Raw genomic sequence first — 15,828 nt, 5'->3', positions numbered from 1 at the left:
TGCAACCCAGGAGAACGAGCGATGAAACCTATCACCCAGCTTCTCGCCGCAGCGGCTATATCCATGGCAATCTCGTTTCCGGCCAATGCCGAAACGACGCTGACGGTTCACTACCCGATGCCCGGCTTCTTCAAGGACGTGATGGACACGATCTCGAAGAAGTTCATGGAAGAAAATCCGGGTATCAAGATCCAGTTCGCAAGCCCGTCTGCAACCTATGAAGAAGGCATCCAGACGATCCTACGCCAGGCCGGCACCAGCGAAATGCCTGATGTCACATTCGTCGGCCTCAATCGCCTGCGCATGCTGAATGAGCGCAAGGTCGGCGTCGATCTGAGCCAGCTCGTCCAGAAGGATGGGAACATGACTGAGCAGGGTTTCTCCGACACGATCCTGAAGCTCGCGCAAGTCAACGGCAAGCAAGTCGGTCTCGCTTTCGCGACCTCCAACCCGATCATGTACTACAACGCCGATCTCGTGAAGGCAGCCGGCGGCGATCCTGATAATCCGCCGAAGACCTGGGACGAAGTCATTGCGCTCGGTGGCAAGATCAAGGCGCTTGGCAACGGCGTTGACGGCATCGATTTCCGCTGGCAGGGCGACGACTGGATGTTCTCGGCTCTGCTTTTCGGCGCCGGCGGCAAGATGCTGAACGAAGACGAGAGCAAGGTGGCCTTCAACGGTCCAGAAGGCCAGAGAGCCGTCGAGACGCTGCATCGTATGGTCACGGAAGGCGGCATGCCGGTCTTCACCAAGGCTGCCGGCGAACAGGCCTTTGCCGCCGGCAAGGTCGGTTTTGAATTCCAGACGACCGGCGCGTTGCGCAACACGATCAAGAATGTCGGCAGCAAGTTCGATCTGCGCACGGCCAAGATCCCGCTGATCGATCCGGTCAACGGGCGCCTACCGACGGGCGGCAACGCCGTCGTTATCCTCACGCAGGATGAAGCAAAGCAGGACGCCGCCTGGACGTTCGCCAAGTTCGCCGCCGGCCCCTATGGGGCTTCCGTCGTCGTTCCTGGCACGGGTTATGTTCCCAACAACGAACTTGCGGCCAAGTCGGCCGAATATCTCGGCGACTTCTACAAGCAGAACCCGCTCTTCCGGGCGGGCTTGAGCCAGATGCCGGTGATGGTGCCCTGGTATGCCTTCCCGGGCACCAACGGCGTGAAGGTCACACAGACGATCGTAGACAACCTTTCGCGCATCGTCGACGGCTCTGCCGAGCCGAAGGACGCGCTCGACGACGCAGCCGACGAGGTTCATGGCATGCTGCCGCGCAGCTAAGCCGCCGCCTTCAACGCTTCGAAGCCGCCGCATCGCGAAATGCGGCGGCTTTTTCTATGACGGATCTTTTGTTAGATCGCGCACGGTTCCGCCCTTACGCAACGTGTAGGCAACATCGAGATGGCGGGCAGGGGCGGCGTTCTCGGCCATGTCGAGGAGCAGCGAGGCGGCCGTCGCCCCCATGCTTGCATCCGGCATTTCGATCGTCGTCAGCGGCGGGTCCATTAGCCGGCCGATGGCGATGCCGTCGAAACCGGCGACGGAAATGTCGTGGGGTACCGAGAAGCCCTCGCGCCGAAGCGCGCTGATGACGCCGAAGGCGAGAAGATCATTGGAGGCGATGATCGCTGTCGGCGAAAACGTGGCCATCGCCTGGCTGAGGTCAAGCTGCTCATAGCCGCTGACGAACGGAATCTGCACTGCATGTAGCGGCGCCAGCCCGCTTTCGTTCATGGCGTCAACGTGACCGTCATAGCGAGATCTTGCCCTGTCGGAAGCGGTGAAATCTCCGGAAACAAAGAGAATGCGCCGGTGCCCCATGGCGATTAGGAAGGCGGTGAGCTCACAGCCGGCGCTGCGGTTGTCGGCCGTGACGGCGGCGGGAAATCGTTGCGTCGGCATGTTATTGAGGAGAACCGTCGGCGGCAGGGACGGCAGAAGTGCTGCACTCGTCAATGGATCGCAGACGGTGAGGATCAGGCCAGTTGGACGGTCATTCAGAAGAGATGCAACGGCATCGGCCTCGCGCGCTGGATCATAATTCGATTGGGCAATCAGAACACCGTGTCCGGCGACCAACATGCGATTTTGAATGCCGGAAAGCGATGATGCAAAAACCGGGTTGGTAATGCTCGGTATAAGTACGCCGACAACCGGTCGGCGCCCGAGCTTCCCCGCGGCAAGTCCCGCCGGCCGATAGCCGAGCTCTGCTGCTGCGCGGCGCACCTTGCGCACCATTCCATCGCTGACCGGCCCGTTGCGGTTCAGGACCCGGCTGGCAGTTGCAAGCGAACACCCTGCCCGGAAAGCAACCTGTTGCAGCGTGGCCATAACCTACCTCATCAAAATGATTTCATCGGAAATTCCATAGGCAAGTTTAATGACACTGATCTGAAAGCGCGCCGAAGAGGAGCTTGAGCTTCATCGAGACAGACGACGGTGTGCCGTACCTGCGCCGTCTCGGTCAGTCGTCCGTCAGATCGCTATCAGCTAGTAAAAGGTCGACCGGAAGGGCGCAATCGCGGCTCCCATCGCTGATGCGTCGCTGCTGATCTTGGAGATGATGAGTTTCGGACGTGGACGATCCACACCATAGCGCGGGCGGCCAAACATCTCGGTCCGATCGATCATCATCTGGGCCAGGCCGGAGGGGACTTGTCCGCCAAAGACGATCGCCTGTGGGTCGAAGATCGCCCATATTGCGTTGACAAGACGGTTGTAGGCTGGAGTAATCTCATCCACCCATTCGACGACGCCCGGCCATCGCGGGTTGAAATTCTTGCGCATGTAAGTGATGGAAGGAACATCGATGCCGTTGCGGTTGAGTCTCTCGATCAGCAACTGCAGAGCCGGCCGGCGCTGGCTTTCTTCGGTATCGTATATACCAGAAAACTCCCCGGCGTTGCCGTTTCCACCCAACAGCAGTTCTCCGTCGCTGATCAATCCGCCTCCGAAGCCGTAGTTGAAGCTCAGATAGGCGAAGTGCTTGATGTAGCGACCGACACCGAACATGGATTCGGCGACGGCACCGGTATTGGCGCCATTGTGTACCCAAACCGGCTTACCGAAGAATTCGGCAAGCAACGGCCCGAGTTCGATCAGCGACCATTCGTGCAGCGGCAGGGGGGCATTGTAGCGGGTTCCGCCTACGTCGTAGCCGGCAATGGCAAAACCGATGCCGAAGAAACCATCCGGCAACAGCTCCTTGAGTTTCTGCTGCTCGGCAAGCCGCTCACGGACCAGGTCGAGCGACTGCGCCATCGTGTGTTCGCGCAACGTCACGCTGCTCTCGGCCAGGATGTTGCCTGCCAAATCCATCAGGCAAAGGCCGATGACGTCGGTATTGACGGATATCCCGCATGAATAGGCATAGCGGCCTTCGAGCCTCAGCGTGGGGCTCGGCTGACCACGGCCGACTCCCGGTTTCGGAGATCCGAAGCCGACGATGCCGCGTTCCGCCAACTGGTCGATGATGCGGTATACCGATTGCTGGGTGAGGTCGGTATGAGCAGTTACTTCCGAGCGCGACAGCCCGGGATGGCGCCAGATAAGCCGCAAAAGATTGCGCTCGTTGGGTGAGACGACACCTTCCGTCGTAGCCCTTAGAAATTTGGGGGCAATCAGCGCTTCGGGGGAATAGGGCATCTCATACACCGGTTCGGTAATTACTGTGGAAGTGTAATAATTATCCTCACTTGCAACGTTGCATTGAGCTTTCCGTCCTGAATACCGGGAAATTTTGGCGACGGCAAGCTGCCCAGGCCGTCATTCAATTGTTACACTTTAAGTGTAGAAATAGGCGTGTTCACGGTTCCAGGTCGAATTCGGCCGAATTTTCCAAGGCAGGTGAGGGCGACTATGAAGATTTCCACTCTGGCGGCTGCGACCGCCTTGATGGCGGTTCCGCATGCAGTGCAGGCGGCCGACATAGAATTCTGGTACGGTAACACGGGCAATGTCGAAACTGCCATCAAGGCCGAGTGCGACGCGTTCAATGCCGCTCAAAGCAAGCATCATGTCATCTGTGTCGGCCAGGGTAGCTACGAAGTCTCGATGCAGAAAGCGATCGCCGCCTACCGGTCCCATAACCATCCGGTGCTGATCCAGTTCTTCGATGCCGGAACGCTCGACCTGATGCTGTCGGATGCCGTCGTTCCGGTCCAGGACATTCTTCCGGACGTCAAGTGGGACAGCTATATCGCTGGCGCCCGCGCCTATTACGAAACCTCCGGAGGCAAGCTCTTCTCGCAGCCCTACAATGCCTCGACGCTACTCTTCTACACCAACAAGACGGAGCTCGAGAAAGCCGGCATCGCCAAGATCCCGACCACCTGGGAAGAGGTCATCGACGCCGCGCGCAAGCTGAAGGCCGCAGGACATGCCTGCCCTTTCGTCACCGACGGCGACACCTGGCGCGTACTGGAGCAGTTCTCCGCACGCCATGGTCTGCCGATCGCTTCGAAGCATAACGGCTACGATGGCCTCGACGCAGAATATGTCCTCAACACAACCTTTGCCGCCAAGCACCTCACCAATCTGGTTGAATGGCGCAAGGAAGGCCTGGTCAAGCTCAACGCTGATACCAAGGCCGGTAACTATACGGCAGCCTTCAACGCCGGCGAGTGCGCCATGATGGAAGGCTCCTCCGGCTCCTATGCCGCCTCCGCCAAGGCCTTCGAAGGCAAATACGAAATCACTGTCGGCATGGCGCCGATGTATCAGGGCTACGAGCGCCACAACACGCTGGTCGGCGGCGCTTCGATCTATGTCATGAAGGGTCGTGACCAATCGGAGGTCGATGGCGCCAAGGCCTTCCTCGACTTCCTTCGCCAGCCCGAACAGCAGATGGCCCTCACCGCGGCAACCGGATATGTGCCTGTCACCAACGACGTGCTTGATGCCATCGCCAAGAGCGGCGAGGGCAACTCCCCCAAATATGCGACCGCCGCGATCGGCATTAAATCGATGAACCAACCGCGCACTGAGGACAGTCGCGGCATCCGCCTTGGCTTTTATGTGCAGTTCCGCGAGGTCTTCATGGAAGAAACACAAAAGGCCTTTGCCGGCGAGCAGACCATGCAGGCCGCACTTGATCGTGCCAAGGCTCGCGGCGATGAACTGCTGCGCCGCTTTGAGAAGACTTACAAGGGCGTAAAACTGCCCTGATCCGGCCATCGCAGGCACGGCAGTCGGCCGTGCCTGTCCTCATCATTGCAGGCTTTCCCCATGTCTTCGGATTCCAATCTTTTCAGCAATCGCTGGCTGCCAGCGCTCCTGGTGGCGCCTTTCATGCTCCTGGTCGCCGTATTCTTCTACGCGCCGGTCTTCCAGGCCTTCTACTGGTCCTTCTTCCTGGAACAGCCCTTCGGCGGCGGCTCGATATTTGTTGGCTGGGAGAATTTTGCCCGGGTGCTTTCCGATTCGGAATTCTGGGAGGCAGCTTGGCGCACCATCATTTTCATGGTGACCGCCTCGTCATTGGCCGTGCTGGTTCCATTGATCCTGGCGGTTGCCGCCGACCGGAAAATCCACATGTCACTTCCGGCCCGCAACGTGCTGGTTTGGCCGAAGGGCGTTGCCGGAGCTTCGATCGGCGTGGTTTTCGCCTTCATATTCAATCCGTTCGTCGGCGTGCTCGCGCCGCTCAACAATGCCTTTCCCGGCATCTGGGCGCCGGGCATCGATGGTGCGGATGCCTTCATTACGCTTGTCGCCGCGCATGTCTGGGGCGGCATCCCGTTCAATTTCGTCATCATCCTGGCGGGATTGCAATCGATCCCGCGCACTATGCACCAGGCCGCAGCGATGGACGGGGCAGGGCCCTGGCGGCGCATCTTCGATGTCCAACTGCCTCTCATCATGCCGCAGCTTTTCCTGACGCTGGTTCTGGAATTCACCGAAAGCGTGACTTCGGCCTTCGCACTCATCGATACAATCACCGATGGCGGTCCGGGCGGAGCGACGACTCTGCTCGTCTACAAGATCTATGTCGACGGCTTCAGCGGATACGATCTTTCCGGCGCCTCGACACAGACTGCGATCCTGATGGTCTTCGTCATTATCCTCACTGCCGCCCAGTTCCTATTCCTCGGCCGGCGCATCAACTATGAGCGGTGAACCATGGTCGAAAACGCGCGTTCCCTTAATTTCGCTACGGGCCTTATCCTGTTGATCGGCATGGCCTATATCTTGGGGCCGCTCTATCTGACGCTTGCCACAGCCTCGCATTCCTACGAATTCATGCTGCGTAACGGACTTGCCTGGTATCCGGGCGATCAGCTTGTGGCCAATATGGCGCGCGTCTTCACTGAGACCCGAATCCCTGTCCAGATGCTCAACAGCTTTCTGGTGGCGCTCGGCAATGCTGCGGCGACCTGCATCCTGTCGGTTCTCTCTGCCTACGCGATCGTTTATTTCCGCGTCCGATGGGCGGGTGTTGCCTTCGCGCTGATCCTTGCCACGATCATGCTGCCGCTGGAGATCCGTGTCATTACCACATATCAGGTGGCATCGAACGTCTTTTCTCCGCTCAACGCACTGCTTGATGTCACCGGTCTCAACGATCTGATCGCACAAATCGCCGGAGCTCCCCTTCATCTCGAAGGGAGCGTGCTCAACACACATTTTGGTTTGATTGCGCCACTCGTTGCGCATGGCACAGGAACCTTCCTCTTCCGGCAGTTCTTCCGCACGCTGCCTGCGGATCTGTTCAAGGCTGCACGCATGGACGGTGCAGGCCCGATCCGTTTTCTTTTCGATATTATCCTGCCTCTCTCACGCACCAGCTTTGCCGCACTTTTCGTGCTGACCTTCCTCAGCGGCTGGACGCAATATCTGTGGCCGCTCGTCGGTGCGTCGACACCTGATATGCAGACCGCAGTGGTGGGGCTCGCCCGGCTGGTCCCGGACGCCGAAGGCACTGTGCCCGACATTCCGATGGTCATGGCCGGTGCCGTGATCGTTTCCATTATTCCCCTGGTGATGATCGCGCTGTTGCAACGCTATCTCGTTCAGGGCCTCGTCCTTTCGGAGAAATAGCGATGAACGCCATCGATACGGCCATCCGCGCCGCAGCTGCCGATATCAAGCTCGCAGGCGTCAACAAAGCTTATGACGCGCAGACCATCGTTATTCCGCCGATGGATGTGGAACTCAAGGCAGGTGAATTCACCGTCGTGCTCGGCCCTTCCGGCTGCGGCAAATCCACGCTTCTGCAGATGATCGCCGGGCTTGAACGGGTCAGCGGCGGGAAGATCGTCATCGGCGGCCGGGAAGTGCAGGACCTCGAGCCGAAGCAGCGCGGCTGCGCCATGGTTTTTCAGAACTACGCGCTCTATCCGCATATGACGGTGTTCGAGAACATGGCCTATAGCCTGAAAGTCGCAGGCCTGGCGAAGGTGGAGCGTGCCGAGCGGGTGGCGGGGGTCGCGAAGATGCTCGGCCTTTCCGACTGTCTCAGTCGGAAGCCGGGGCAACTATCCGGTGGCCAGCGCCAGCGCGTCGCAATCGGCCGTGCCATCGTACGCGAGCCCGGCGTACTGCTCTTCGATGAACCGCTTTCAAACCTCGATGCGCAACTCAGACACGATATGCGCGTCGAACTTGCCGAGCTGCATCGGCGTATTGGGGCTACCACCGTTTTCGTCACGCACGACCAGATGGAAGCGATGACGCTCGCCGACCGCATCCTGATCCTCAACAGGGGCCGCATCGAACAATTCGATACGCCGAAGGCTATCTACCATCATCCGGCCTCGGTCTTTGTCGCGAGATTCATCGGCGCTCCGCCAATGAACATCCTGCCGGTCACCGCCGACGGTTCCGCATTGTGCCTAGCCGACGGGCAAGTCGTGGCCGAAACCCCTTTGACCGGCAGTTTTCAGCTTGGCATTCGTCCTGAAGACATCGTCACCAACGGCAACGGCGCCGGACGGATACTCAAGGCAATGCTGCGTTTTCGCGAAGACCTCGGCTCCCATTCTGTACTGGCGGCCGATCTGGCCGGATCGATGATCCGCGTTGCGACGCCCTTCGGCGTCGACACTGCCGATCAGCCTGAGCTCTCCCTGAATTTCCCTCCTTCCCGGCTGCATCTCTTTGATGCGGAGACAGGCCGGGTCATGGCCGATGCCCTCGGCGCTTAATGAAAGAATACCGCATGACTTACAAAGATTTTATCGCCGATCCAGCGCGTTCCTGCGCCGTCGTTGCCCATCGCGGTGCCTGGCATGGTGCGCCGGAAAACAGCCTGGCCGCCATTGAAAAGGCCATCGCGCTAGGCTGCGACATAGTGGAACTCGATGTCCGCAAAAGCGCCGACGGGGAGCTTTTCCTGATGCATGACGATACCCTCCAGCGAATGGCCGGCATCGACCGGGTGGCCGAGAGTCTCACGATGGCTGAACTTCAGTCGATTGCTTTGCGTGATGGAGACGGCGGCGAAACCCGTGCGCCCACCGATCAGCGCATTCCCACGCTGAGGCAGGCTCTGGAGGTCATCCGCGGCCGCATCTTCGCCGACCTCGACCTCAAGGATAGGGGCCTCTTCGCTGAGGTTGCGGCCTGCGCGCGCACAGTGGCCGCCAGTAACGATATCGATCTGAAGACCAAGGTCCATACCAGCGCCGATGTCGCATGGGTGCGTGCCCAGAATATTGACGGTGTGCCGTTCATGGGCATGGCGCAGTTTACCGCGGAAGGAACGAAAGATACACTTGCTGTGCTTGCCGAACTTTCGCCCTTCATGTGCGAGATCCGCTTCGACAGTCTGGAGACGATCGCACGCAATCGCGAAGCCTTTGCCAAAGCAGGCATGGCGCTTTGGGTCAACACGCTCGACCAGCCAGGCAGCGGCGAGTGGACCGATCGCGCTGCGCTTGCCGATCCGGATTCTATCTGGGGCCGGTTGATCGATGCCGGCATCAGCGTTATCCAGACCGACCAGCCCGCCGCCCTGAAATCTTACCTGAAAGTTCGCAGCGCATGACCATGATCTCCGATGCTCTGATCTGCGTCCTGATGGAGGATATGCGCCGGGCAGGCGAGGCGGAGATCCTGCCCCGGTTTCTCGGCGTGACTGCAGATGGCATCCGCGCGAAAACTACGCCGGACGATCTGGTAACCGATGCCGATATCGGTGCGGAACGCCGATTGTCCGAGGCGTTTTCGGCGCACTTTCCGGATGCACTGCTGGTCGGCGAAGAGGCGGTTTCGGCCAATCCGGCGTTGCTTGCGCGCCTGGCGGATACCGATCTCGCCGTGATCATCGACCCTGTCGACGGGACCTGGAATTTCGCCCATGGCGTCCCGCTATTCGGCATGATTGTCGCCATCGTATCCGGCGGTGAAACGGTGGCCGGGCTGATCCACTACCCGCTGACCGGCGATTTTCTTGTCGCCCGGCCTGGAAAGGGGGCTTGGCATATCGCTCGCGACGGCGCGCCGACCCGTCTGGCTGTCGCCGCATCAGGACCTATCAGCGAGATGCATGGGTTCGTGCCGCTGCACATGTTTATGCCTGAGGAGCAGGCGGCTTTCGCTTCGCGCCAGCTGCGCTTTTGCCGCACGACCACATGGCGCTGCTCGGCTTATGAATACCGGATGATCTCCACCGGCGCGATGAGCTTTTCCTTGAATGCGGACCTGAAGCCCTGGGACCATGCGGCCGGCGTGCTGATCCACCGCGAAGCGGGCGGTTATGCAGCTTTGCTAGGCAGTGCCCCTTATCGGCCGGCAATGACGCAGGGGAGGCTGTTGCTGGCGCCGGACCTGCGTAGCTGGGAGGCAATTCGAGAGGCGCTGACGAAGGAATGAACCTTCCGCCATGGCGAGGAGGAGGTATCCTCGGCTCCTGCATGAAAATGGCAAGGTGGTGCTCTAGCGAGGAACGGCGCCCACGACGTCGGCGATGCTGAACGCGTCGCGGCAAGCCTTTTATAAACGCAAAGCAATTGATTTTATTGCCTTCGCGCCGGCGCCTCCAAAGCTGATCCGGCTTGCACGCACGCTTCAACGGAAGAAGAGGTATTTGACGAGCACCGCGATCACGAGCGCGACCACAACGAGCCCGAGTATGCCCGCGAGCCCCATGCCCCACATCATTCCGCTGTCCATCATGTGGTTCATCATGGTCGCCACCTCCATTCATTCTGCAGCCTCGAGGCTACACCCACCTCGGTGGGGATCAGACCAAGGTCCGACGTCAAGTTGCGAAAGACCTGCTACGGTGCGGACTGGAAGTAAGGTCGGCTGCGGCCAAGCGCAGATGGGGAGGGCTCATGTCCCACGGTGTCATCACCGAAATTCGCGAGGCGCGGAAAGTACTATTGACCCTTTCAATCAAGGATCGCGAGCTTCTTGTTCGCCGGATTGTGGACGAAATCCACGCGGTTCGAAATAACGACCTTTCCAACGGCCTGTTTGCCAATAGCGCTGGTTTCGACCACCTTATTGCGCACACTTACGACACGATCCCCAGTATCGCGCGGATGGACGACGAGAACTTCGGAATCGTCCTCGACCAGTTCGCTGAGCTACTCAACACGGTTGCGAGCATCCTTCGCGGGCAGCCGACTGTGCTGCATTAAGGTGAAGTGAAGTATCAGCGCTGACCCCGGTACTTAAACCGTCACTTCGGGCATCATTCTAAGATGGGAGTACGCCTTGCGAACGGCAGGCAAATGATCGCGCAGCCCGTGAGGGCAGCGACAGTCATCCATGCCTCGTTGATTGCCTGGACGGCCGCGGCCATTTGGACCAGCGGGTCGAGCATCATCATCGTGGCCGCATCGGCGCTGCCGGTGTCACCGGTGACGGCCGCCAACGGCACGCCGACAAAGGATGCCGCATCGGCATCGCCCGCCTGCAACCGATCCCAAAGCTTCTGTCCGAGCGGTCCGGAGCGCATATAGATGATCGTATCGATCAGCGCGATGCCGATTGCCCCGCCAAGGTTGCGCATTAGGTTAAAGAGGCCACTTGCGTCGGGAATGCGCTCTGGCGCCAGACTGCCGAGGGCCAGCCGCGTGGGCGGCAGCAGGCAAAACATGATGGCAACGCCCCGGATGACTTGGGGCCAGAACATGGCATCGTAGTCGGAGCGCGGGTCCTGGAACGCGCTCATTGCAAGCCCGACCGCGAAGACTGCAAATCCGAGCGCCGAAAGGAGACGGGGGTCGGTCCGCTTTTCCAGCGCAACGGCGATTGGTGCGGTGATGAGCTGGGCGATCCCTGTCACCAACATGGTGGTACCAATCTCCAGCGCGTCATGTCCGCGGATGAAGGCAAGGAACACCGGCATCAGATAGACCGACCCGAACAGGCCCATGCCAAGAACGAAGCTGAGCAACGATCCCGTTAGAAAGTTTCGATCACCGAAATTGCGAAGATCGACGACCGGCCCATTCCGATGCAGCGACCGCCATATGAACACGCTTGCCGATCCCAGGCACAAAGCAAGCAGGAGCAAAACATAGGGCGATGTCCAACCGCCAGTCGGTGCTTCCTTCAAGCTCAGTTCCAGGCCGATGAGGGCAGTGGCCATCATCAGTAGCGAAAGCGCGTCAAGTCGCCTAAGTTCGGACACGTCGCCCGCTTCCTTCTGCAAGGATCGCCATGCGAGGAGTGCAGAAACAATGCCGGGAATGATGTTGATCAGAAACAACCAGTGCCAAGAATATGTCGCCGTCAGAAAACCTCCGACAATTGGTCCGACTGTAGGTGCAAAGACGGCAAGTGCGCCGGCGATCGTCGTCGCAAGGGCTTGCCGTTCAATCGCAAACAGCAAGAAGACGGCCGAAAACACCGACGGAATCAGCGTTCCACCGGAAAAGCCCTGAATGATCCGCCAGGTAACCAGCTCTCCAAAGCTGCCGCTGATGGCGCAGCCTGCAGACGCAATGACGAACAGACCGATGGAAGCGACAAATAACCATCGCATCGTCAAAAGTCGCGTCAGGAAGCCGGTCAATGGAATGGCCACAACCTCGGCAATGAGGTATGCGGTCTGTATCCAGCTCATCTGATCCGGATCGATACCAAGCGCGGCCTGAATGGTCGGAAGCGACGTGGCGACGACCTGGACGTCGAGGATCGCCATAAACATTCCGATGCACATGGCCATAAAGCCCAGCCAGACCACCGCCGGGTGCGCTTGGGGATGAGAAGGCTCTAACCGTTGCGGCATAGGGCAATTCTTTCAGGAAAGCATCTGCTTTGATGCGCACAGTCAAGAGGCGCGCATGGGCAATCGCGACGATCGATGCGTAGACCGGCATTCGGGATAAGATAGCGGAAGGACTGTGATCTCACCAATCAAAAGAGCGCAGTTCTGGTAGCGCGGGGATGCCGATCGAGGGCGTAGCAAAGACACCCAGCAACAAGCTTGCCCACTATTATGGCGTCGAGCATCCTCCATTGCAGGGGCATGACGCCCTCGACGATGGCCTCTCCGTTGCGTACGCCCTGCAGTATCATCTCTTGAAGACTGGGACGTTGCAGTCAGAGGCTTTCGACCGTACTTACCGCAAAGAGAAAACTGCCCGAGCTGGTTGCTGGTGCTAACTATTTCTACAGCAGCGATTGCGCGTGGGCCGAGACGGAGCAGGACCAATTGATGGCCGAAGACGACCCCGAATTGACTGCCCTTTTCAAGGCGGTGGCCGAAAGCCCGAAGCGAGACAACAGCACCTATCATAAGGCACTTGCCGAGGCTCGCCAGGCTTTCGAAGCCGCCGAGCGGGCATTAGGTGGGGCGTTTCGGGTGCAGACGAAGACCAAAATGAAGCGCAACGGCGATTACGTCGTAAAATGGACTTTCAAGCGGAATGCCGGCGAAAAGGCTAAATCGCGATGATCCCGCTCTAGGGTGATGGAAATGGTCTTCCGCGATTCCTCCGACGCTCGCTGGGTTAGCTCAAGGATCGGCAGGTTTGATGCAGCATCCGGCTTCGATGTTGCGGCGGTTGCGCGCGTGGCGGTCGGAATGGCTGCCATGGATACCAAATTGACGAAGGCAACGTTCTTCGGCGTCGCCTCTTTCGAACAACTGAACTGGCGGCTCCGCTCATTTCGTAACCGCGTATTTACCAGCTTCCTATCTGAGCGCGGCGTCATCTTGGAAGCGTCGGTTGTTTTGCGTATAACGATTTTGCTAACAGGGGTTGTGTTCGTGCTCTACATCGCGGTTGGACTTCTTATTGCTCATGTTGTTCTGATCGCCATCGGGTTTGGTCTTCGCAATAGCGAGGAACAATGGGTGCTCAGCCTGATGTTCGGCGCGTATTGCTTCGCCATGCTTGGCTCCGTCGCCGCGATATGGGTTCACTGTAAAAAATCCACCCGGCGCGTGGAGCCGTCTCGCTAGATGCAGAGCTATCCAGCTTCTGAGCCAAGCGGCGTCGTGCTCTTCGAGACGGAACATCTCAAAGCCAATATTCGCGCTGCGCTGGCGGAAGCGACGCTCAGTCCGTGGCAGCGGAGCTTTCTCTCGGATGTGCTTCACAGGCTGGAGAGATACGGTGGTAGGACGCGCCTGAGCGACAAACAACTGCTGAAACTCAATCAAATTCTCGGGCGCGACGGAACGCAGCACCGAGAAGCGATAGCGACATTCCGTTCGGACCCATACCCGCGTCGCTCGCGACACCGCAAATCTTCCTTCCTGCCGCGACAGGTCAGGTGGTGGGGTAGAAGGTTTGCCCGAGATGCAGTGATTGTGGCACTCATCGCGATGGTCGGCGTTCTTTACTCACTGTTCGAAACTGGACCGAAGCATTTCTTTCTTGGCACGGCTGGCAAGTCCGCGCAGGTGGCGGAGCAGGTATGGTCATCGTTTACGGCCACCGACGGCGATACCGTCCACGTCGCGGGCGAGCGGACAGGGACACGCCTCGTTGGCTTCAACACGCCCGAGACCTTCAGTCCTCAATGCACACATGAACGGCAACTCGGCAATCGCGCAAAAGCGCGCCTGAAGGAGCTGGTCAGTTCGCAGGACGTTCAGCTCACGAAGGTGGCATGTGCTTGTCCAACCGGCACCGAGGGAACAGACGCATGCAATTACGGACGCAGTTGCGGTGTCTTGAAGGTCGACGGGCGAGACGTGGGTCAAATCCTGATTGCCGAAGGCCTCGCCGTTCCGTTCATTTGTCGAGGAGACCGCTGTCCAAGAACCCCACGGCCGTGGTGCGGGCAGCAATCATGATCGATTTCCTGATGCGGCCGCTGAGCGGTCTTCGCCCTCTCTTTCACGCATCCTCGAAACGCAGCAATCTCCGTGGACATCAATGATGGCAATCTTAATTCGGCCGTTAAGGGTCGCGTTCGTCACTATCCTATGCATCGTTATTTTCGCGGCCTTATTCGAATTCCTGAACGCCATCCCAACATACCTTTTTCTCCCTGACCACCTCGAGGGCGGTGTCGCGTACCGTGGCGGAATGATGTTACTTGGTGCGCTCTGGTGGGGAGTGGTATTCCGTGCGCCGGGCTATCTTTTCTATGGTACAGTTCCGTTGCTGATCGTTCTGGCGGTGACAGAATGGAGATCGATGAAGGGTTGGCGATGGTATCTTGCCATCTGGTTCGTCGCAGGGCTGGCAACGACTGGCTTGTCTCTTTTGAACCCTCTAAGGGTCGCGGCTGTGCTGCTCGCAGCCGCTGCAGCTAGCTATCTCTACTGGCTTCTTGCCGGAAAATCCGCAGGCGATCGGCTACAAGGCTGGCGGAGGCGGGAGCGCAACGGCGGCTTCAAATTTGTAAACTATGCCGCCTACGCCGTCCTGGCGTATCTCGCCTTTCAACTGGCGGGATACGCCGATCATGGCGGCAAGCTGCTCTGGGTTACCTTTGTTTCCCAACCTGGACCGGGAACCCCTCCCTTTCAGGTGCGGTTCAAACGACCACTGACTGCTTCACAGAAGGTCGCCATGATGGATTTTCCTGATCCAGCTTCCTGTCTGAAGACGTCGGAAACGGATGGTCTGCCACTTGATCGCCTCAAGGAAATGGATTGGGATCGGATAGACAATACGGACGAAGCGGACGTCTGTATGTTCAGACTGCTGGGTTCCTATCCGAATTTGTCCTACGCAACCGATTGGTTCGAAGCGCAGGGGTTCAGGGTCCCGGACAAGTTCAGCAGCGCTCGGCCCAACCTGGAGCAGGACGGTACGCAGCGCGTTTCCGCCTCTTACTCGATCCGAAAGAATGGCCCGAAATTCCCAACAACAGGCATCGTTCGGCGGGCGTTTGGATCAATTCCATACGGTATGTCTGTGGATGCTACATGGTCGAAGGACGGTAAGCAGCTGCTATGGGTGGGGACGGGGTTCAGCACTTTGTAGTCAGTGGCCGGCTGGATGCAGCGAAATGGCCATTGAGCTTCCACGTTCAGGATTGGTCGCCGATTGCCGCTTTGGAGGATTTCCTCTTTCGGGCGAAGAAGGTCGGTTTTCCTGACCACCGGTGATCTTAGTGAGTTACTCCATCAAGCTGCGGCGGTGGAACGTCCTTTAGACGCTCACCCATCCACTCCTCAGGAAGCTCATAGACCAAGAGGCTGGTCGCTTCGTATGCGGTTTCCTGGGTACCGCTGGCCACAATACAGGCTTGATCTTCCTTGCTTGGACGTCCGCGTCGAAAAAAGTCGTAAATGAGGACCCAGCTGTTGTCGCGATAGAGCAAGAAGTGACGGATCGTTTCGCCTTGCCTGCCCCGATTGCTGTGGTTCACGATAGCGTTTTTTCACCCATTATGCTTACGATGTAGTTCCAAACGACATCTGATCGACCGCATAACATTCTCAGCTTAACGGTTAGCACA

At 58.7% G+C, this 15,828-nt stretch carries 15 protein-coding genes and 1 pseudogene; 13 read left to right on the top strand and 3 right to left on the bottom strand.

Annotated features, from left to right (window positions below; all coding sequences use genetic code 11):
- Nucleotides 1-21 precede the first annotated feature (21 nt).
- Complete coding sequence (locus BN1800_RS26135; RefSeq protein ID WP_087001778.1) at nt 22-1,287, top strand: ABC transporter substrate-binding protein; 1,266 nt, start codon at nt 22-24, stop codon at nt 1,285-1,287.
- A gap of 54 nt (nt 1,288-1,341) precedes the next feature.
- Here BN1800_RS26135 and BN1800_RS26130 read toward each other — a convergent pair whose 3' ends face one another.
- Together BN1800_RS26130 and BN1800_RS26125 are read right to left on the bottom strand one after the other, a co-directional pair.
- Complete coding sequence (locus BN1800_RS26130; protein WP_087001777.1) at nt 1,342-2,337, bottom strand: substrate-binding domain-containing protein; 996 nt, start codon at nt 2,335-2,337, stop codon at nt 1,342-1,344.
- Nucleotides 2,338-2,496: 159 nt separating this feature from the next.
- Nucleotides 2,497-3,651: an ROK family transcriptional regulator gene (locus tag BN1800_RS26125; protein WP_087001810.1), complete on the bottom strand. Its 1,155-nt coding sequence runs from the start codon at nt 3,649-3,651 to the stop codon at nt 2,497-2,499.
- Between the two features lie 213 nt (nt 3,652-3,864).
- Between BN1800_RS26125 and BN1800_RS26120 the strand changes: the two genes are divergently transcribed.
- The 7 genes from BN1800_RS26120 (at nt 3,865) to BN1800_RS26085 (ending at nt 10,592) form a co-directional block, all read left to right on the top strand.
- The gene (locus tag BN1800_RS26120; RefSeq protein WP_087001776.1) at nt 3,865-5,172 is read left to right on the top strand and encodes an extracellular solute-binding protein; all 1,308 of its coding nucleotides are present in this window, start codon (nt 3,865-3,867) and stop codon (nt 5,170-5,172) included.
- 60 nt (nt 5,173-5,232) lie between these two features.
- Nucleotides 5,233-6,123, top strand: coding sequence for a carbohydrate ABC transporter permease (locus BN1800_RS26115; protein ID WP_087001775.1), 891 nt, complete (start codon nt 5,233-5,235; stop codon nt 6,121-6,123).
- Between the two features lie 3 nt (nt 6,124-6,126).
- Complete coding sequence (locus BN1800_RS26110) at nt 6,127-7,044, top strand: ABC transporter permease subunit (protein WP_087001774.1); 918 nt, start codon at nt 6,127-6,129, stop codon at nt 7,042-7,044.
- 2 nt (nt 7,045-7,046) lie between these two features.
- A complete protein-coding gene (locus BN1800_RS26105) occupies nt 7,047-8,150 on the top strand; it encodes an ABC transporter ATP-binding protein (protein WP_087001773.1) in 1,104 nt (367 codons plus the stop codon).
- Between the two features lie 14 nt (nt 8,151-8,164).
- Nucleotides 8,165-8,992 carry a glycerophosphodiester phosphodiesterase family protein gene (locus BN1800_RS26100; protein ID WP_087001809.1) on the top strand — a complete coding sequence of 276 codons (828 nt, stop codon included), beginning with the start codon at nt 8,165-8,167 and terminating at the stop codon, nt 8,990-8,992.
- Nucleotides 8,989-9,819: an inositol monophosphatase family protein gene (locus BN1800_RS26095; RefSeq protein WP_087001772.1), complete on the top strand. Its 831-nt coding sequence runs from the start codon at nt 8,989-8,991 to the stop codon at nt 9,817-9,819. The genes BN1800_RS26100 and BN1800_RS26095 overlap by 4 nt, the downstream gene beginning before the upstream one ends.
- A gap of 464 nt (nt 9,820-10,283) precedes the next feature.
- On the top strand, nt 10,284-10,592 hold the full coding sequence (locus BN1800_RS26085; protein ID WP_087001771.1) for a hypothetical protein: 309 nt from the start codon (nt 10,284-10,286) through the stop codon (nt 10,590-10,592).
- A gap of 53 nt (nt 10,593-10,645) precedes the next feature.
- On the opposite strand, the gene BN1800_RS26080 is transcribed toward BN1800_RS26085, so the two are convergent.
- The gene (locus BN1800_RS26080; RefSeq protein WP_087001770.1) at nt 10,646-12,190 is read right to left on the bottom strand and encodes a DHA2 family efflux MFS transporter permease subunit; all 1,545 of its coding nucleotides are present in this window, start codon (nt 12,188-12,190) and stop codon (nt 10,646-10,648) included.
- A 149-nt stretch (nt 12,191-12,339) separates the two neighbouring features.
- Between BN1800_RS26080 and BN1800_RS42800 the strand changes: the two are divergent.
- The 5 genes and pseudogenes from BN1800_RS42800 to BN1800_RS26055 form a co-directional block, all read left to right on the top strand.
- Nucleotides 12,340-12,567 (top strand): annotated as a pseudogene (locus BN1800_RS42800) (hypothetical protein); the annotation flags it as partial.
- A gap of 52 nt (nt 12,568-12,619) precedes the next feature.
- On the top strand, nt 12,620-12,859 hold the full coding sequence (locus BN1800_RS26070) for a hypothetical protein (RefSeq protein WP_087001769.1): 240 nt from the start codon (nt 12,620-12,622) through the stop codon (nt 12,857-12,859).
- 21 nt (nt 12,860-12,880) lie between these two features.
- A complete protein-coding gene (locus BN1800_RS42795) occupies nt 12,881-13,369 on the top strand; it encodes a hypothetical protein (protein WP_244564648.1) in 489 nt (162 codons plus the stop codon).
- Nucleotides 13,370-14,209, top strand: coding sequence for a thermonuclease family protein (locus tag BN1800_RS43655; protein WP_087001768.1), 840 nt, complete (start codon nt 13,370-13,372; stop codon nt 14,207-14,209).
- Nucleotides 14,124-15,350, top strand: coding sequence for a hypothetical protein (locus BN1800_RS26055; RefSeq protein ID WP_244564647.1), 1,227 nt, complete (start codon nt 14,124-14,126; stop codon nt 15,348-15,350). The genes BN1800_RS43655 and BN1800_RS26055 overlap by 86 nt, the downstream gene beginning before the upstream one ends.
- Nucleotides 15,351-15,828 lie beyond the last annotated feature (478 nt).

It is taken from the genome of Rhizobium sullae, from assembly GCF_900169785.1.
Taxonomy (GTDB): domain Bacteria; phylum Pseudomonadota; class Alphaproteobacteria; order Rhizobiales; family Rhizobiaceae; genus Rhizobium; species Rhizobium sullae.
Note: the sequence above shows the minus strand (reverse complement) of the source record. Positions and strands in the feature narration are given on the sequence as shown.